This is a genomic window from Bacillus haimaensis (genome assembly GCF_048270625.1).
Taxonomy (GTDB): Bacteria; Bacillota; Bacilli; order Bacillales; family Bacillaceae_I; genus Sutcliffiella_A; species Sutcliffiella_A haimaensis.
The window spans coordinates 628,289-647,740 of sequence record NZ_CP158164.1; the positions used below are offsets into that span (position 1 = coordinate 628,289).

At 43.2% G+C, this 19,452-nt stretch carries 15 protein-coding genes; 14 read left to right on the top strand and 1 reads right to left on the bottom strand.

The window, feature by feature from the left end; translation table 11 throughout:
- The first annotated feature begins 129 nt into the window (after positions 1-129).
- The 9 genes from dnaE (at position 130) to ABN702_RS03065 (ending at position 12,784) form a co-directional block, all read left to right on the top strand.
- Complete coding sequence (gene dnaE / locus ABN702_RS03025) at positions 130-3,471, top strand: DNA polymerase III subunit alpha (RefSeq protein WP_417899343.1); 3,342 nt, start codon at positions 130-132, stop codon at positions 3,469-3,471.
- A 206-nt stretch (positions 3,472-3,677) separates the two neighbouring features.
- Positions 3,678-4,916, top strand: a complete 1,239-nt coding sequence (locus ABN702_RS03030; RefSeq protein ID WP_224839258.1) for an NAD(P)-dependent malic enzyme — start codon at positions 3,678-3,680, stop codon at positions 4,914-4,916.
- Between the two features lie 3 nt (positions 4,917-4,919).
- The gene (locus ABN702_RS03035; protein WP_417899344.1) at positions 4,920-5,540 is read left to right on the top strand and encodes a FadR/GntR family transcriptional regulator; all 621 of its coding nucleotides are present in this window, start codon (positions 4,920-4,922) and stop codon (positions 5,538-5,540) included.
- Between the two features lie 275 nt (positions 5,541-5,815).
- Positions 5,816-6,679, top strand: a complete 864-nt coding sequence (accD, locus tag ABN702_RS03040; RefSeq protein ID WP_417900805.1) for an acetyl-CoA carboxylase, carboxyltransferase subunit beta — start codon at positions 5,816-5,818, stop codon at positions 6,677-6,679.
- Positions 6,673-7,653 (top strand): acetyl-CoA carboxylase carboxyl transferase subunit alpha, encoded by a 981-nt coding sequence (gene accA / locus ABN702_RS03045; protein WP_417899345.1) that lies wholly within the window; start codon positions 6,673-6,675, stop codon positions 7,651-7,653. Before accD ends, accA begins: the two co-directional genes overlap by 7 nt.
- A gap of 449 nt (positions 7,654-8,102) precedes the next feature.
- Positions 8,103-9,062 carry a 6-phosphofructokinase gene (pfkA, locus tag ABN702_RS03050; RefSeq protein ID WP_417899346.1) on the top strand — a complete coding sequence of 320 codons (960 nt, stop codon included), beginning with the start codon at positions 8,103-8,105 and terminating at the stop codon, positions 9,060-9,062.
- Between the two features lie 126 nt (positions 9,063-9,188).
- Positions 9,189-10,943, top strand: coding sequence for a pyruvate kinase (gene pyk, locus ABN702_RS03055; protein ID WP_417899347.1), 1,755 nt, complete (start codon positions 9,189-9,191; stop codon positions 10,941-10,943).
- A gap of 428 nt (positions 10,944-11,371) precedes the next feature.
- Positions 11,372-11,767, top strand: coding sequence for an FxsA family protein (locus tag ABN702_RS03060; protein WP_417899348.1), 396 nt, complete (start codon positions 11,372-11,374; stop codon positions 11,765-11,767).
- Positions 11,768-11,869: 102 nt separating this feature from the next.
- Positions 11,870-12,784, top strand: a complete 915-nt coding sequence (locus ABN702_RS03065) for a DUF1002 domain-containing protein (RefSeq protein WP_417899349.1) — start codon at positions 11,870-11,872, stop codon at positions 12,782-12,784.
- Positions 12,785-12,833: 49 nt separating this feature from the next.
- Here ABN702_RS03065 and ytvI read toward each other — a convergent pair whose 3' ends face one another.
- Entirely contained in the window at positions 12,834-13,955 is a 1,122-nt protein-coding gene (ytvI, locus tag ABN702_RS03070) for a sporulation integral membrane protein YtvI (protein ID WP_417899350.1), read from the bottom strand.
- Positions 13,956-14,130: 175 nt separating this feature from the next.
- Here ytvI and ABN702_RS03075 point away from each other — a divergent pair, with 175 nt between their 5' ends.
- From ABN702_RS03075 to ABN702_RS03095, 5 genes are all read left to right on the top strand, one after another.
- Positions 14,131-14,592 (top strand): DUF441 domain-containing protein, encoded by a 462-nt coding sequence (locus tag ABN702_RS03075; protein WP_417899351.1) that lies wholly within the window; start codon positions 14,131-14,133, stop codon positions 14,590-14,592.
- A 367-nt stretch (positions 14,593-14,959) separates the two neighbouring features.
- On the top strand, positions 14,960-16,075 hold the full coding sequence (gene citZ / locus ABN702_RS03080; protein ID WP_417899352.1) for a citrate synthase: 1,116 nt from the start codon (positions 14,960-14,962) through the stop codon (positions 16,073-16,075).
- Positions 16,076-16,150: 75 nt separating this feature from the next.
- The gene (gene icd, locus ABN702_RS03085; RefSeq protein WP_417899353.1) at positions 16,151-17,419 is read left to right on the top strand and encodes an NADP-dependent isocitrate dehydrogenase; all 1,269 of its coding nucleotides are present in this window, start codon (positions 16,151-16,153) and stop codon (positions 17,417-17,419) included.
- 64 nt (positions 17,420-17,483) lie between these two features.
- Positions 17,484-18,422 (top strand): malate dehydrogenase, encoded by a 939-nt coding sequence (gene mdh, locus ABN702_RS03090; RefSeq protein ID WP_417899354.1) that lies wholly within the window; start codon positions 17,484-17,486, stop codon positions 18,420-18,422.
- 78 nt (positions 18,423-18,500) lie between these two features.
- Positions 18,501-18,977, top strand: a complete 477-nt coding sequence (locus ABN702_RS03095) for a MaoC/PaaZ C-terminal domain-containing protein (protein WP_417899355.1) — start codon at positions 18,501-18,503, stop codon at positions 18,975-18,977.
- The last annotated feature ends 475 nt before the right edge of the window (positions 18,978-19,452 follow it).

Below are 19,452 nucleotides of genomic sequence, written 5' to 3' on the forward strand. Positions count from 1 at the left end.
CTGTCATTATTTATATATATGGACAGGGAGTAGGAAGTATGATGTGTTAGACTTAGGTTATCAGGATTGTTTTTTAATAAAAGGAAAATTTATAATAAATTCAGGATCAGTTAGTAAGGTGTGATAAAAATGAGTGTCGTCCATTTACATATAATGAGCTCTTTCAGTTTGTTGAACAGTTCGGTACGATTCAGCCAGCTGATTGACAGAGCAAAACAACTTGGATTAACTTCTCTGGCATTAACGGATGAAAATGTGATGTATGGGGCGGTTGATTTTTATAAAGCATGCAAAAAAGCGGATATCAAGCCGATTATCGGACTGAAACTATCTGTTTTGAATGCCGAGGAGGATGCAGAAAGCAGTTCGATTGTATTGCTTGCAGAAAACATACAGGGCTATACAAATCTGATGAAGCTCTCGAGCATTGTACAAACAAAGTCACCTCAAGGTGTCCCGAAAAAATGGCTCAAGCACTATGCTGCGGGTTTGACCGCGATACTCTCTGCAACAGAATCGGAATTGGCTTGGGTGGAAGAATCGGAAGCACTCGAAGGCATCGTCAAGCAGTATACAGGAATGTTTGGCAAGCAGCATGTATTTCTCGGTATCGATCGTAACACCAAAGAAGCATATGAACAATCTGAAGCGCTCCGTAAAGCCCTGACATTGCCTATCGTAGCATTAAGTAAAGTCCAATACATGGTGCAGGAGGATGCTTTTGTCTATGAATGTCTCCGTTCGATCAAAGAGGGAGTGAAGCTTGAATCCCTCCCGAAAACCGCTCCCCACTATTTGCGAAATGTCAACGAGATGGTGGAGCTGTTTCAGGATATTCCTGAAGCGCTGGAAAATACCTATCTCATCAGCCAGAGATGCCAGGTTGACATACAGTTTAATCAGAATGCATTGCCGAGTTATCCTGTCGAGGATGGTCTTTCCGCTGATGAGTATCTTGAAGAACGATGCTGGCTCGGGCTCACGGAACGCTTGGGTGAGGTGGACGAAACCTATAAAGAACGGCTTCGTTATGAATTGAAAGTGATAAAGGGCATGAAGTTCAGCGATTATTTTCTGATCGTTTGGGACTTTATGTATTTTGCCAGAAAAGAAGGCATTCTCACAGGACCGGGGCGTGGTTCAGCTGCCGGTTCACTGGTAGCCTACAGTCTATATATTACGAATGTCGATCCGATTGAGCATCAGCTTCTGTTTGAACGATTCCTGAACCCGGAGAGAATCACGATGCCTGATATCGATATCGATTTTCAGGACAATAGGCGTGACGAGGTCATTCAATATGTAGCCCAGAAGTACGGGGAACTGCATGTAGCCCAGATCATCACCTTTGGAACCCTCGCTGCCAAGGCAGCCTGGAGGGATGTCAGCAAAGTGCTGAATCTGTCCGGTAAAGAGATCGAGATGATATCCAAAATGATCCCATCGAGACCAGGCATCACCCTTGATGCGGCTTATCAGGAAAATGAGCAGTTAAGAAGAGCAATCAATGAATCAGAGGAGCGGAAACGGGCATTTGCCGCTGCAAAAAAAATAGAAGGTCTTCCAAGACACAGCTCTACTCATGCTGCAGGGGTGATCATCAGCCACAAGCCGTTAACAGAAATTATTCCGATCCAGTCAGGTCACGAGGATATCTACCTTACCCAGTTTACAATGGAGACGCTCGAGGAACTGGGACTGTTAAAGATGGATTTTCTCGGTCTGCGCAACTTGACCATGATCCAAAACATTCAAAATCAGTTGAAAAAATCAAAACAGAATTACAAAAGCATGGAAGAACTGCCAGCTGACGATCTTTCCACCTTTAAACTGCTGAGTGATGGGGACACATCAGGCATCTTCCAATTGGAGTCTCCGGGTATGAAAAAGGTGTTAACAAGACTGAAGCCTACGTCCCTCGAAGACATTGTTGCTGTCAATGCCCTCTATCGTCCTGGCCCAATGGAGCAGATTCCACTCTTCATTGACAGAAAGCACGGTAAGAAGAAAGTGGAATACCTTCATCCTGACCTCGAGCCGATTCTTAAAAATACGTATGGTGTCATCGTATATCAGGAACAGATCATGCAGATAGCTGCTGTTATGGCTGGCTTTTCACTTGGAGAAGCGGATCTGCTAAGACGAGCGGTGGGGAAGAAGAAGAAAGAAGTGCTGGCAGAAGAGCGTAACCATTTCGTAAGCGGCTGCTTGAAAAAGGGCTATGATGAAACTACCGCCAATCAGGTCTATGATTTGATCGTCCGCTTTGCTGATTACGGATTCAACAGAAGCCATGCCGTGGCATACAGTATGATTTCCTATGAATTGGCTTACCTTAAAGCAAATTATCCTACCATTTTCATGGCAACTTTGATGAGTGGTGCGGTAGGCAGTGAACAGAAGGTGGCCCAATACATCAATGAGGCAAAAAGAAAGGGCATCACTGTGTTGCCTCCTTCGGTCAACAAGAGCGGCTATTACTTCCAGGTGGAGAATAATATGATCAGGTTCAGCCTGCTCACCTTAAAGGGTGTCGGCGGTCAAATCATCAAAGCCATCGTCGAAGAGCGCAGGAAAAAGGAGTTTGTGGACCTCTTTGATTTTTGCACACGGCTTTCCAATAAGGTTAGCAGAAAAGCAATGGAAACCCTCATCTATGGTGGAGCACTTGACGAGTTCAAGGAAGATCGGGCCACCCTGCTCGCCACCCTGGATGTAGCGCTTCAGCATGCAGAGTTGATGATGCCCGCAAACGATGATCAAATCGACTTTTTCATTGAAGAGGAATTTTCCCTGAAACCTAAGTATGTGAAGGTGGAGCCTCTTCAACTGACAGAACAGCTTCAACTTGAAAAAGAAGCGCTGGGATTCTATTTGTCCAAGCATCCTACAGAACCTTTTGCAGCCTATTTCCAACTGGGGGGAACGGCCTTTATCCAGGATATCCTTGGAGGAAATGCAAAAAGGGCCAAGCTTGGCGTATTCGTAACAGCCGAGCGTGTCATTCGGACAAAGAAAGGTGATCTGATGGCCTTCCTGACTTTGTCCGACCAGACGGGAGATTTAGAGGCGGTTGCCTTCCCGGATCTATATAGAAAGTTCTCCTCTGTCCTGAAAACCGGTCAAACTGTTCTTGCTGAAGGGAACCTGGAGCTCCGGGACGGCAAGGAACAACTGATTCTGAAAAATGTGATGAGCATGGATTCCTTAAAAGAAACATATGAACACTTGGTAGGAAATATCTATTTGCAGATTGAAGAGCATCTGCAAGGGGGAGATGTCCTGCAAAAGGTGCAACAGGTGCTAAAAGAATTTCACGGCCCATCGCCTGTATACCTTCACTATATCAAAGAGAAAAAAACGGTCAGACTTCAGCCTACTTATCATGTAACGCCAACAGATGCCTGTTTGGATGCCCTGAAGGAATTGCTGGGCGAGGCAAATGTGGTATTCAAAAAATCTTTACAATAATTAATATTATGCTATAGTTAACAGGAAGGTGGTCTGACCACCTTCCTGATTCAGTTTAATACTTCCGCTTTTCTTCTACTCCTAGTAAAATAAAAGCATATGAGAATGGTAGCTCCCATCAAGTATACACGGACTATAATTATAATATTTTCTAGCAATAGCACTTATCATGGTGCGCAAGCCATTTAATCAAGGGGGACCAAAAAGTGTCACTAAAAGAAGAAGCGTTACATATGCATAAGATTCACCAAGGGAAGTTGGAGTCAAAGTCAAAAGTACCTGTCAGAAATGCGAAAGATCTGAGTCTGGCATATTCACCTGGTGTAGCTGAGCCTTGTAAAGCGATCTATGATGATAAAAATAAAGTGTATGACTATACAATGAAGGGCAATATGGTAGCGGTCGTATCAGATGGTACAGCGGTATTGGGGCTTGGTAACATCGGACCGGAAGCGGCACTGCCAGTTATGGAGGGGAAAGCTGTATTATTCAAGAGCTTTGCCGGGGTGGATGCGTTCCCAATCTGCTTGAACACGACGGATGTTGATAAAATCGTGGAAACAGTCAAGCTGTTAGAGCCGACATTCGGTGGAGTGAACCTTGAGGACATCGCAGCACCTAACTGTTTTGTGATTGAAGAGCGCTTGAAAAAGGAAACAAACATCCCTATTTTCCATGACGACCAACATGGAACGGCAATTGTTACAGTCGCTGGACTTGTCAATGCATTGAAACTTGTAGGAAAAAATATCGGGGAAATCAAAGTGGTTGCCAATGGTGCTGGTGCGGCAGGAATCGCCATCATCAAGCTTTTATACCGCTATGGTGTCCGTGATATCACCATGTGTGATTCCAAGGGTGCCATCTATGAAGGGCGTCCTTTTGGGATGAACAGTGTGAAAGCGGAAGTGGCAACATATACCAATCGTAATAGGGTGGAAGGTACGCTTGCTGATGTGATGCAGGGTGCAGATGTCTTTATCGGAGTTTCCGTTGAAGGGGCCCTTACTCAGGCGATGGTAGAAAGCATGAACGAAAAGTCCATCATTTTTGCTATGGCAAACCCGAATCCGGAAATAATGCCTGCAGAGGCGAAGCTTGCTGGGGCGAGTGTCATTGGAACGGGACGCTCCGATTTCCCTAACCAGGTTAACAATGTTCTTGCATTTCCAGGTATTTTCCGCGGGGCATTGGATGTCAGAGCGACACATATCAATGAGCAAATGAAGATTGCGGCGGTTGAAGCAATTGCCAGTCTTGTTGCTACCGACGAATTAAGTGCAGATTATGTCATCCCTGCTCCTTTCGATCCAAGAGTAGCTCCTGCAGTGGCAGCAGCCGTTGCCAAAGCTGCAATGGAAACGGGAGTTGCGAGAATTCAGGTGGATCCCGAAGAAGTAGCGGAAAAAACAAGAAAAGCTGCGATTATCGGAAAAAGTGAATAGTCCATGACAACCACACCTACAAAAATGTATCTAGAGATCGTCAAAAAAATCCGTTCCATTATTGTAGAGGATGGATTAAGCAGCGGTGATAAGATTCCTTCAGAACGAGAGCTGTCCGACAGATTGAATGTCGGGCGGTCTTCTGTTCGTGAAGCGCTTCGTGCATTGGAGCTTCTGGGTCTCATTGAAACGAAACGTGGCGAAGGGACATTCATCAAGGATTTCAAGGAACATCATCTGGTTGAGCTGCTTGGAACGTTTATTCTCGAGCAGGATAAGACGAAGACAGATCTTCTTGAAACAAAAATGGAAATTGAAAAGACCTGTATCCAGCTCTTTGCTAAGAAAGCAGATGTGAAGGAATTTACCCTTTTAAAAGAGATGATCGAGTCCGACGAATTTTCAAGGACTGATTTTTTCAAACAGATGGTTACACTTATTGATAATAGTCTAATGTTGAGAATATGGAATATCGTCAATAGTTATGCACTAATTATCACCAAAGATATTAGAATAGAGAATGACTTGTTCAACTCTCTTATTCAATTGCTAGAAGAGAAAAATGCCAATGAGGCAATATTACTATATGAAAAACATTTTGCGGAAATTGTCGTGAGCAAGTAGACAAATTTCTACAACATCATTCAACACATTTCCGTTACATTAATAGTACAAGTATATTGGTAAGTAGAGGATTTTGTTTATTACTATAATTTTAACAGCCTTGCTTGCCTATATTTTCACCTATTATTAGGACCAAATACCAATGGCAGATGATAAAGAATTAGGACAATAATACAAGTGTACGTAAACTAGTAGAAATGTTATTTTGCAGCTTCTGGCTCCTAGTGAGGTATGGGGAGATAGGAATGCAAGTAGATAAGGGAGGTTCTGTTGTTTTGTTAAAGGATTTATTTATGAAAAAGAAGAAATACGCTTCTATACCATCTGAAGTAGCGAATCAAGATGTTCCAGAAGGGATCATGACGAAGTGTCCAAGCTGTAAAAAGATCATGTATACAAAAGAATTGATGAAAAACCTGAAAGTTTGCCTGCATTGTAACCATCATCATCCTATGAATGCAAAAGAAAGAATTCACAGTCTGCTCGATAAAGGGAGCTTTGTTGCTTATGATGCAGACATGATTTCTGAAAATCCCCTACAGTTTCCAAACTATCTGGAGAAATTGGAAGGTGACAGAAAGAAAACTGGCATCAATGAAGCGGTTGTTACCGGGGAAGGGACATTGAACAATTTCCCTCTCGTCCTAGCAGTCATGGATTCCACCTTCCGTATGGGAAGTATGGGGTCTGTAGTTGGGGAGAAAATTACCAGAGCCATTGAAAAAGCAAAGGAAAAAGGAGTGCCATTCATCATTTTCACTGCATCAGGCGGTGCGAGAATGCAGGAGGGTGTTCTAAGTCTGATGCAAATGGCAAAAACGAGCAGTGCGCTAAAACTCCATAGCGAAAGCGGAGGGTTAATTATTTCCATTATGACCCATCCTACTACTGGTGGAGTTTCAGCTAGTTTTGCTTCTTTAGGAGACTATAATTTTGCTGAACCGAAAGCACTTATCGGATTTGCAGGCCGAAGAATCATCGAGCAGACGATCAGGGAAGAGCTTCCGGAAGATTTCCAGACAGCAGAATTTCTCCTGAAGTGCGGTCAGTTGGACGCAGTAATCTCCCGTCTGGACTTAAAGGAAACCTTATCCAACGTATTAGATATTCACGCTCCTGGAGGTGATGCCAAATGGTAGGGGAACTGGAATTTGAAAAACCGGTTGTGGAATTGCGGAAAAAAATCGGTGAACTGAGAGAATTTACGAAAAACAGTGATATGGATCTTTCCAACGAGATTGAAAAGCTTGAAGTAAGATTGGAAAAGCTGGAAAGCGATATATATGGTAACCTGAATCCGTGGGATCGTGTACAGATTGCAAGACACCCGGAAAGGCCTACCACTTTGGATTATATAGAAAGAGTCATCACGAACTTTTTGGAATGCCATGGTGACAGATACTTTGGTGATGACCAGGCGATCGTTGGTGGAATCGGCAAGTTTGAAGGGATTCCGGTAACAGTTATCGGACATCAGCGCGGGAAGGATACAAAGGAGAATATCCGCCGCAACTTCGGTATGCCTCATCCTGAAGGATATAGAAAAGCCTTGCGTCTCATGTATCAGGCAGAGAAATTTAATCGTCCGATTATCTGCTTCATCGATACGAAGGGTGCCTACCCTGGTAAGGCTGCAGAAGAGCGTGGCCAGAGTGAAGCAATCGCAAAAAACCTTTTTGAAATGGCTGGCTTGAAGGTTCCTGTCATCTGTATTGTAATCGGGGAAGGCGGCAGCGGAGGAGCTCTGGCTTTAGGAGTGGGGAATCACTTGCATATGCTTGAGAATTCCACGTACTCCGTTATCTCACCAGAAGGCGCGGCTGCTATACTTTGGAAGGATGCATCACTTGCCAAAAAAGCGGCTGAATCCATGAGGATCACTGCTCCGGATCTATTTGAACTTGGCATCATTGATAAAATCATTCCGGAAGCCAAGGGTGGCGCCCATAAGAATGTGGATTTCCAGGCAAACGGAATAAGGGAGATCATCAAGGAATCTCTTCAAGATTTGATGCCATTGACACCTGAGGAGCTTATCGAGCATCGCTATGCGAAATATAAGCGTATTGGGGAATTTTCTTTTAAGGAAAACCTGGAGAAAATCAAACAATAGCATCTCAAAAAAGAGGCTGAGTTAGTTACAACTCTTCCTCTTTTTTGATTTTTCAGGCTTTTGAAACACCGCTGTTGATTTCCGCACTAGGCGCAGCGACCCAAGGGGCGATTGTGGAGCCTCCTCGGCTTCGCCTGTGGGGTCTCCACTAATCGCTACCTCCCGCAGGAGTCTTCGCCTATTGCTCCAATCAACAGCTAAATAATCTCATCCCAATTCTTAAACTGAACGATTTATTTGAAGGGATATGGTAAATTGCGGATGTTTCAATTCTAAATGATAGGAAAAGTTTCTGTTTCTGCAACAATTATTCGACTGTTTTCTATTGTTTTCGACATACCTTCGTGTTAATTTTTAATAAAACAGCTTTGCAATCTAAGCAGATTTCTAATAAAATATATGTTTGGATGAAAGTTAATAAGCAAAAATGCCTAAGAGGTGATTGAGATATGAAACGAATTGGCGTACTGACGAGTGGTGGAGATGCACCAGGTATGAATGCTGCGGTACGAGCGGTTGTTCGGAAAGCTATTTTTCACAATATGGAAGTATACGGGATTTATCGCGGATACGCTGGTCTGATAGATGGGGATATTAAGAAACTGGAAGTAGGTTCAGTTGGAGATATTATTCATCGCGGAGGTACCATGCTCTATTCTGCACGTTGTGAGGAATTCAAAACATTGGAAGGCCAGCTTAAAGGAATTGAAAACCTGAAAAAACATGGAATTGAAGCATTGGTTGTTATTGGTGGAGACGGTTCCTACCAGGGTGCGAAGAAATTGACAGAGCACGGCTTCCCATGTATCGGTGTTCCAGGAACTATTGATAATGACATTCCAGGTACGGACTTTACCATTGGATTCGATACAGCTTTAAATACTGTTATTGATGCAATTGATAAAATACGCGATACGGCAACTTCCCATGAACGTACATATGTAATTGAAGTAATGGGTAGACATGCAGGTGATATTGCATTATGGGCAGGACTTGCTGGAGGAGCGGAAACCATTCTTATTCCAGAAGCGGAAGATGAAATGGATGAGGTTATTTCAAGGCTTAAACGTGGATCGGATCGTGGCAAAAAGCACAGTATTATTATTGTAGCTGAAGGCGTTGGCAGCGGTGTGGAATTCGGTAAGAAAATCCAGGAAGAAACTAAATTCGAAACTCGTGTCAGCGTATTGGGTCATATTCAGCGTGGTGGTTCGCCAACAGCCCATGATCGTGTACTTGCAAGTCGTCTCGGTGCTCGTGCGGTAGAACTTTTACTTGATGGCAAGGGCGGAAGATGTGTCGGTATTCAAAGTAATGAATTAGTGGATCATGATATTATTGAAGCTTTATCCAGGACTCATACCATTGATCGCAAAATGTATGACCTTTCAAAAGAACTTTCCATTTAACTATGTGGACGTTTTGGAATCGTTTTCATAACTAGGTTATACCCTAAGAATGTTAATTTTGGCAGGGTTGGCTTATAATAAGGTATACACAAAATAGAACGGGTAATTTTTAGGAGGAAACTTTACATGAGAAAAACCAAGATTGTTTGTACGATAGGACCGGCTAGTGAAAGTGTCGAAAAGTTAGTCCAACTCATTGATGCAGGAATGAATGTTTCAAGACTTAACTTCTCCCATGGAGATTTCGAGGAGCATGGTGCACGTATCCGCAATATCCGTGAAGCTTCCGAGCGTACAGGAAAAAATGTGGCAATCCTATTGGATACAAAAGGTCCGGAAATCCGTACACATACGATGCAGGACGGAGCTATTGAGCTTGTGCAAGGGAATGAAATCACAATCAGTATGGAAGAAGTAATCGGAACAACGGAAAAGTTCTCTATTTCTTATCCAGGACTTATGGAAGATGTGGAAGTCGGATCTAGAATCCTTCTGGATGATGGCTTAATCGGCCTTGAAGTTATCGGTTTTGGTAGCAATGAAATCCATACAAAAATTCTGAACAGCGGTACATTGAAGAACAAAAAGGGTGTAAACGTTCCTGGGGTGAAAGTGAAGCTTCCTGGTATGACAGAAAAGGATGCAAACGACATTCGTTTCGGTATCGAACAGGGTGTAGACTTTATTGCAGCTTCTTTCGTTCGCCGTGCATCTGATGTATTGGAGATCCGTGAATTATTGGAAGCCCATCAAGCAGGGGATATCCAAATCATCCCTAAAATCGAGAACCAAGAGGGTGTGGATAACATCGATGAAATCCTTGAGGTATCTGATGGCTTGATGGTTGCACGTGGAGACCTTGGTGTGGAAATTCCTGCTGAGGAAGTACCACTTGTTCAAAAAGAACTGATCAAGAAATGCAACCTTGTCGGTAAACCGGTTATTACTGCAACTCAGATGCTGGATTCCATGCAGCGCAATCCACGTCCAACACGCGCGGAGGCAAGTGACGTAGCGAATGCGATCTTTGATGGCACGGACGCAATCATGCTTTCAGGGGAAACAGCTGCAGGAAGCTATCCGGTCGAAGCGGTGCAAACGATGCACAATATCGCTTCCCGTGCAGAAACGGCTTTATCCTATGAAGAGCTATTAAGTAAGAGAAGCAAGCAATCTCGTGCATCTGTAACGGATTCTATTGGACAATCTGTCGCTTACACAGCAATCAACCTGGATGTATCCGCTATTGTAACTCCGACGGAAAGCGGTCATACTGCACGCATGATTTCCAAATATCGTCCAAAAGCGCCGATCGTTGCAGTCACTTCTTGTGAAGCGGTGTCCCGCAAACTTGCTTTAGTATGGGGCGTATATCCTCGTATCGGCCGTCAAGCTACGACAACCGATGAAATGCTGGATGTAGCGGTGGAAGAATCCATCAACACAGGTATTGTCTCTCATGGTGATTTGATTGTCATCACTGCAGGTGTGCCGGTTGGCGAAAAAGGAACAACAAACCTGATGAAAATCCATGTGGTTGGCGACGTTCTTGCGAGTGGACAAGGAATCGGAAGAAAATCTGCATACGGTAAAGTGGTTGTAGCGAAAACAGCGGAAGAAGCTCAATCCAAAATGACACATGGTGCAATCTTTGTTACAAATGGAACAGACAAAGATATGATGCCAGCACTTGAAAAAGCATCTGCCCTGATCACAGAAGAAGGCGGATTGACAAGCCATGCAGCAGTGGTAGGATTAAGCCTTGGCATTCCTGTAATTGTTGGGGTGGACGGTGCAACCTCCATTCTGAAGGATGGCCAGGAGATCACAGTGGATTCCTCAAGAGGAACCATCTACACTGGACATGCAAGCGTACTTTAATAGGTAAATCAAGACAGCCCTTTTCTAACATTGATGTTAGGCGAGGGCTGTTTTGCATTTTACTCTTTAAGTAAGGCTCTTTTCGTAAAGATTGATTTTTAAAGTATAGGGCTGAGCTAAAGATAAGGTGTCAACATTAAACTCCCTGTTTGGTCTCCGTTCCAGGCGTTCGCTTATCCTAAGGCTCCCCTCTCTCCCCGCGGAAAGCAAGTGTCTCTCGCTGCAATCAACGGACAATATTAGTCAAATACATTCTAGCTAATTAGAAAAATGATTAATTAGCAGGTGGCAGTATTAAACCTGCGCGATTCTGCACCTTTTCTTCTAAAATTAGAGTTATCCTGCTCCATTTGGTATAATTATAAAATAGGAGCCTGCGGTTTCTATGATTGATTAATCGAGCTTTTTTACGATTGGGGATGACCTCTGTGTTCAGAATACTTTTGGCTTTAATAATAGTAGTGCCTGCACTCGAAATCTGGTTGCTAATTTCAATTGGTCAATATATTGGGCCATGGCTAACCATTATCCTGATTATACTGACGGGTATCCTAGGGGCATGGCTGGCAAAATATCAAGGACTGGAAGCATTGAGAAATGCCCAGCAAAAAATGAGTTATGGGCAGATGCCTGGTGATGTGATCATTGATGGATTATGCATATTGGTTGGTGGTGTCCTACTGCTCACTCCGGGATTCATCTCGGATTCCATTGGATTCTTTCTGTTGATTCCTGCTACCAGAAATATCGTGAAGCCATTCATCATCCGAGGAATCCGGAATAGAATGGACAAGGGACAATTTACCATCATCAACAGAAGATAGAAGAGTGAAAGGCATTGTGAAACCATTGCCTTTATGAAAATTCATGCTAATATATGAAACAGATAGAATTGAAAAATATGTAAAAAATACGGGGGATAAACGATGAAGCACCTATTGAAAGTCTTGCTAGTTTTTACATTAATACTGACAGGTTTGAGCTTTACAGGGACAGCCTTAGCCGCTAATGGCGACAAAGAGGAAGAGAGCATCAATGAAAAGTTCGGCTTGCCGATTGTTGTATACGGCGGGTCACTTTCCGAGGAACAGAAGCAGGAAGTCCGGGAGCTCTTAAATGTGAAGGATCCGGAAATGGTCGAGGAAATCACAGTAACAGGTGAAGACCTGGTAAAGTATATCGATGGGGAAGATCGAAATGCGAGAATGTTCTCTTCTGCTAAAATTACGAGAAAAGAAAAAGGAGAAGGCCTTGCAATCAAAAGGGAAACTCCCAAAAACATTACAGAAGTAACAAATGATATGTACGCCAATGCACTATTGACAGCGGGAATCGAGGACGCAGAGGTTATCGTGGTCTCTCCTGTAAAGGTGAGCGGCCATTCCGCCCTTGTAGGAATTTATAAAGCATATGAAGTAAGCGGCGAGGTCCTGGACAAGGATCGGATGGAAGTTGCCAATGAGGAGCTAAGCCTTGCTACCAATCTTGCAGAAAAAGAAGGCATGGATCAGGAAAAAGTAAGTGAGCTACTGACAGAAATCAAAAAGCAGATTGCAGAGCAAGATCCGGCTACAAGGGAAGATATTGAGAAAATTGTTGAAGAGCAATTACAAAAGCTTGAAATTCAGTTAAGTGAAGAAGACCGACAGCTGCTTATCGACTTATTTGATAAAATGCGTGAGCTTGACATCAACTTTGACGGTGTAAAGCAGCAGCTGGAGGATATTTCAAAGCAAATCAAAGATAGAGTGGAAAATGTTATTGGAGATCCGGGCTTCTGGCAGGGAGTTGCTGATTTCTTCAGAGAGCTTTTTCAATCAATCGCTAATCTATTCAAATAATGGAAAAGAGGCTGTTCCGACATTTTCGGGACAGCCTCTTTTTGCTTTTTTAGACAGTTCTATTTCTGCCAATGATAAATGCATAGATTTCATGGAAGACACCAGCTTTGTACAGGGTATTGAAAATTACCACTGTGACAGGTCCTACAAGGAGTCCGAGGAACCCGATAAGCTGAAATCCGATAAATAAAGACACCAGGGTAGCCAAAGGGTCCAGTCCGATACTCGAAGAAAGGATTTTTGGCTCCATCAGCTGGCGCTGCACTATCACAATAAGGTACAGAACGCCAAGTCCAATGGCAAGTGGAAGGTTGCCGCTTATCGCAAGAAAAATAATCCAAGGGACAAAGATCAACCCGGTTCCAAGGTATGGAATTAGATCGACCAATCCTATAATCAATGCTACTGTAATGGCATATTCCACCCGCAGTATCAATAATCCTATCAGCACAATGACCGTAGTGATGGAAATGAGTGTCGCTTGAGCACGGAGAAATCCAATGAATGCTTTTTGCAGGCTCAGAAAAACCTTTGTAAGGCTTTCTTGACCTTTTGCAGGAATGATTCTTTTTAATCGATGTTGATGACGATACCAGTCCTTGCTGATAAAAAAAGTGGCGAGGAGGGAAAAGATAAGCACGGTAGCAAAGCTTGGAATCCAAGTAATCAGTTTCGGCAGGTTTTGCAGGAATGACTGGATGAATTCCCCTACGTTTGTAGCAATGCTTGCGCCCATATTCTCTATGTTTGTAAGGACGGATTGTTGCTGCCCTTCTTCAAGACTGTGAAACATCGTGGTTATTTCATTGAAAAATGGAAGAACCTTGGTTACGATGAATTGCTCGACAAATACAACCAACGTTTCAAAATGGCCAGGTACCACCTTTGCCAAATATTCAGTCCCGGAAACAATCTCCACAATCAACAGTGTGACAACTCCGGCGACGCTGGCAAAGACAGCCATCAATGAAATGAATACGGCGAAACTCCTTGGGATCTTTCCTCTTTTTTCGATGATGTTCACAAGGGGGTTAATAAGGAAAGCTAATGCTAAAGCGATGATGAATGGATAGGCAATGGAAAAAAGATAATAAAAGGAAAGTAATCCTAAAATGGCAATTAGGATAACAAGCAAGCTTCTAAATACAATATGAACGTAATTCCAATTCAACCGCAACACTCCTTTATTTACCAACACTCTCTAAACCATATTTTACAGCCTTTGAAATTCTTTGGAAAGATAAATGTTTCTAATATTAGGCATAGACCGGTTTCAAATCTTTTTCATTGGATTTTTTTTATGTTAGGATGGAAATAGGCTCTGGTCTTTTGGAAGGATGGAAAGAATGTTAAGTCAAGCTACTGTATTTTTGGTCATACTACTTGCGATTGGATTTATTGCGAAAAATCCCTCGCTAATGTTTGCAGTAGGTGTACTGCTGGTCATTAAAGCTATTGGATTGGATAATAAAATATTCCCCTATCTTCAATCAAAAGGCATCAATTGGGGAGTAACGATCATTACGATAGCTGTACTTGTACCGATTGCTACTGGTGATATAGGATTCAAACAGCTGCAGGAGGCTGTCAAATCCTCCTATGCATGGATTGCCCTTGGCGCTGGCATAGCAGTGGCATTGATTGCGAAAAGTGGATTGACGCTGCTTGCAAATGATCCCCACATCACAACTGCTCTTGTTTTTGGGACCATCCTCGCAGTGGCACTATTCCAGGGGGTTGCTGTAGGACCATTGATAGGTGCGGGAATTGCCTATTTGGCCATGAAGGTGGTAGAGTACTTTACATAAGGATAATTTTCACAAATTGTTTTTTCGTAATAATATTTTTTTGAGTAGTTTTGTTCTTTTCATTCACAAAGTTCAGATAATTGTTTATAATAGGGACAAGGACACATCCTTCCTATGGGTTACTCTTATTTTGTTCGCCTGGAAGTGCGCGCACATCCCATGATTGAAATGGTTATGGCGCTTATTTTTTTGAATGGAAATGTAAGCATTTTCTTATTTTGATAGAATTATATATGCTTGTTAATCTAATGCAGAAAAAATGTGTATTTATTAACAAGGATGTTTACAATCATTATGGTGAGCAAGCGTTCAATAGGCGGAAGTAGATAAGGATATGGGGAAACTTTACGTAAAGGAGAGGTTTTATATGACAACCACAAAAGGTCTAGAGGGAGTTGTAGCAACAACATCAGCAATCAGTTCTATCATTGATGATACGCTGACGTATGTTGGATACAATATTGATGATTTAGCAGACCACGCCAGCTTTGAAGAGGTAATCTACCTTTTATGGCACCAGAAATTGCCGAAAAAAGAGGAGTTGGACGCTCTTAAAAAGGAACTGGCGGAAGAAGCTGCCCTTCCACAAGAGGTTATCAACCACTTCAAAACATACCCGATCGAGAAAGTACATCCAATGGCGGCATTACGCACAGCCGTTTCACTATTAGGTTTATATGACGAAGAAGCTGACAACATGGATCAGGACGCTAACTATCACAAAGCGGTACGCCTACAAGCTAAAATGCCGACAATTGTGACAGCGTTCTCAAGAATCCGTAAAGGATTGGATCCTATTGCTCCAAGAACCGATTTAGGTTTTGCGGCAAACTTCCTATACATGCTAACTGGCGAAGAGCCATCCGAGATAGCGGTAGAAGCATTCAATAAAGCGCTTGTACTTCATGCAGATCATGAGTTGAATGCTTCCACTTTTACAGCACGTGTTTGTGTAGCCACTTTATCTGATGTGTATTCAGGAGTTACTGCGGCAATCGGCGCTTTAAAAGGACCCCTTCACGGTGGAGCCAACGAAGCAGTGATGAAAATGCTTTCCGAAATCGGGGAAGTGAAAAATGCAGAGAGCTATATTCGTGAAAAATTGGCAAACAAAGAAAAGATCATGGGCTTCGGTCACCGCGTATATCGTCAAGGCGATCCGCGTGCCAAGCATCTTCGTGCCATGTCCGAAAAGCTTGCTGGATTGACCGGGGAGCCGAAATGGTATGAAATGTCTGTAAAAGTGGAAGAAGTGGTAACTAGCGAAAAACCGCTTCCGCCAAACGTGGACTTCTATTCTGCATCCATGTACCACTCTTTAGGTATCGATCATGATCTTTTTACACCAATTTTTGCAGTTAGCCGAGTATCCGGCTGGTTGGCTCATATCCTGGAGCAGTATTCCAACAACCGCCTAATTCGTCCTCGTGCGGATTATACTGGACCTGGAAAGCAAGATTATGTACCATTAGAGCAAAGATAATTTATTACTATCAAGGTAAGGGAGGGCCTCATAACTTCCTCCCTAAATTTCAACTATCATAGGAGGTATTTTACCGTGACTCAAGGAACTAAAATTACAGTAACAAATGGTGTACTTAATGTACCAAACAACCCGGTTATCCCATTTATCGAAGGTGACGGAATCGGTCCTGATATCTGGTCGGCAGCATCCAAGGTTTTAGAAGCGGCTGTGCAAAAAGCATACAATGGTGAAAAAGAAATCGTATGGAAAGAAGTGTTGGCAGGAGAAAAAGCATTCAACCAAACTGGTGAGTGGTTACCCTCTGAAACATTGGATGTAATCCGTGAATACATAATTGCGATCAAGGGTCCATTAACAACTCCTGTTGGTGGAGGAATCCGTTCTCTTAACGTAGCATTGCGTCAAGAATTGGATCTTTTCACATGCCTTCGCCCAGTTCGCTATTTCCAAGGGGTGCCTTCACCTGTAAAACGCCCTGAAGATACGGATATGGTTATCTTCCGTGAAAATACAGAAGACATCTACGCTGGCATCGAATACGCAAAAGGATCTGCAGAAGTGGAAAAGCTTATCAACTTCCTTCAAAATGAAATGGGAGTAAACAAAATCCGCTTCCCTGAAACTTCCGGTATCGGAATCAAGCCTGTTTCCCAAGAAGGTACATCCCGTCTGGTTCGTGCTGCAATCAACTATGCAATTGAGCATGGCCGTAAATCTTTAACTTTGGTACACAAAGGAAACATCATGAAATATACGGAGGGTGCTTTCAAGAACTGGGGTTATGAACTGGCTGAAAAAGAATTCGGCGATAAAGTATTCACTTGGGCTCAATACGACCGTATTGCTGAAGCGGAAGGAAAAGACGCTGCAAATAAAGCACAGGAAGCTGCAGAAGCAGAAGGCAAGATTCTTGTGAAGGATTCCATTGCAGATATCTTCTTGCAACAAATCCTTACTCGTCCAAAAGAATTTGATGTAGTTGCTACCATGAACCTGAATGGAGACTATATCTCTGATGCATTGGCTGCACAGGTCGGTGGAATCGGTATTGCTCCTGGAGCAAACATCAACTATGAAACAGGACATGCGATTTTCGAAGCTACTCATGGAACGGCTCCTAAATATGCTGGACTGGACAAAGTGAACCCATCTTCCGTTATCCTTTCAGGTGTATTGATGCTTGAGCACCTTGGCTGGACAGAAGCTGCGAAATTGGTAATGGATGCAATGGAAAAATCCATTTCTTCCAAAGTGGTAACATATGACTTTGCACGTCTGATGGATGGCGCAACAGAAGTTAAATGCTCTGAATTCGGAGAAGAACTAATTAAAAATATGTAATAGACTTTGAAGGTGGCTTTGTGCCAGCTTCAACTTAAACACTTTGGGCTGGGAGGAATAGTTCATGACAATGAGGCGTAAAAAGGTTTCCGTAATCGGTGGAGGTTTCACAGGTGCCACTACAGCGTTTTTACTAGCACAAAAAGAGCTTGCTGATGTGGTATTAGTAGATATTCCACAAATGGAGAACCCTACTAAAGGTAAAGCTCTGGATATGCTGGAAGCTGGTCCGGTACAAGGATTTGATGCAAATATCACAGGCACATCCAACTATGCAGACACTGCAGACTCCGATATCGTTGTCATTACTGCAGGGATTGCGCGTAAGCCTGGGATGAGCCGTGATGACCTAGTTACAACAAACCAAAACATCATGAAAAGTGTAACGAGAGAAATCGTGAAGTATTCACCAGAATGCTTTATCATCGTGTTGACCAATCCTGTTGATGCAATGACTTACACAGTATTCCAAGAGTCCGGCTTCCCGAAAAACCGTGTAATCGGTCAATCGGGCGTGCTTGATACAGCCCGTTTCCGTACATTCGTTTCCCAAGAGCTTAACCTGTCTGTAAAAGACATTACAGGTTTTGTTCTTGGCGGACATGGGGATGACATGGTACCATTGGTGCGCTATTCCTATGCTGGAGGTATCCCGCTTCAAACGTTGCTTCCGCAAGACCGTCTGGATGCCATCGTGGAAAGAACAAGAAAAGGCGGCGGAGAGATTGTTAACCTTTTAGGTAACGGTAGTGCATACTACGCCCCAGCTGCATCCATGGTGGAAATGGTGGAAGCCATCCTCAAAGACCAGCGTCGTGTACTTCCTTCCATCGCATACCTTGAAGGAGAATATGGACATGAAGGTATCTACCTTGGAGTTCCTACCATCCTTGGTGCTGGTGGAATAGAGAAGATCATCGAGCTTGAGTTGACTGAGGAAGAAAGCTCAGCACTTGCGAAATCAGTAGAATCTGTAAAAAGCGTAATGAACGTATTATCATAATAGTGAGTGGATTCGGGGAGAAAATCCCCGAATTTTTCAAAAGAAGATGTAATCGCTTTCACAACTGGAGGTGTCACAATGTTACTTGGTAAAAAGAGAAAACTTGGAAGAAGACTGGAAGAGATTCAAGTGGGCGAAAAGCTCGCTCTAACCGAAAAGATTGAAGACAAGGATCTGCTTCTGTATCTGGGATTGACCAATGATGCCAATCCATTGTACATTCAGCATGACTATGCGTCTCAGACACCATTTAAGAAGCCGATTGTTCCTAGTATCATGTTAACTGGAATTATTACCTCTGCTGTTTCAAAGTATTTGCCAGGCCCGGGAAGCCATGTTGTAGAACAACACCTATCCTTTCCAAAGCCTGTTTACCATTACGCAACAATTCAATTTCTATTTGAGATTGTTGATGTAAACCATGATAAGCATACCATTGAAATGACGGTCCATGGAACAAACGAAAAGGAAGAAACGGTAGCAAAAGGAACAATAACCGTCTGTCCTCCCCATCGATTGGAACCAATGGAAAGCAGTGCGATGGATAACTTCTAAAAAGAGCTCATTTGGGCTCTTTTTATTTTTTGCTTTTTTGACAGCATAGAAAATGAAGTGTCAACATTTAACACCCCTGTTGGTTTCCACTCCAGGATTTCGCTTTCCGCGGGCGGTCTCGGGAGCCTCCTCGGCGCTTTTGCGCCTGCGGGGTCTCCCTTGACACGCTCCTCCCGCAGGAGTCTCACCCCCTGCGCTCCAACCAACAGGGGGAGAGTAATATAAATAATGTTTTTTCTGACTAAGAAGTAAAGAATAATTTAATAGTAAGGGAAGAAAAAATCTTTAAAACCGTCTGGGGATTGTAGCGGAAGGCACTTGACTCCTGCGGGAAGATAGAGGGCATGGGAGACCCCACAGGCGAAGCCGAGGAGGCTCCCATCCCTCCCCGCGGAAAGCAAGTGCCTGTAGCGGAAATCCACGGGTCGAATTATCAAACTATAACAACAATAAATGAGGTAAGAGTCTTTTAAGG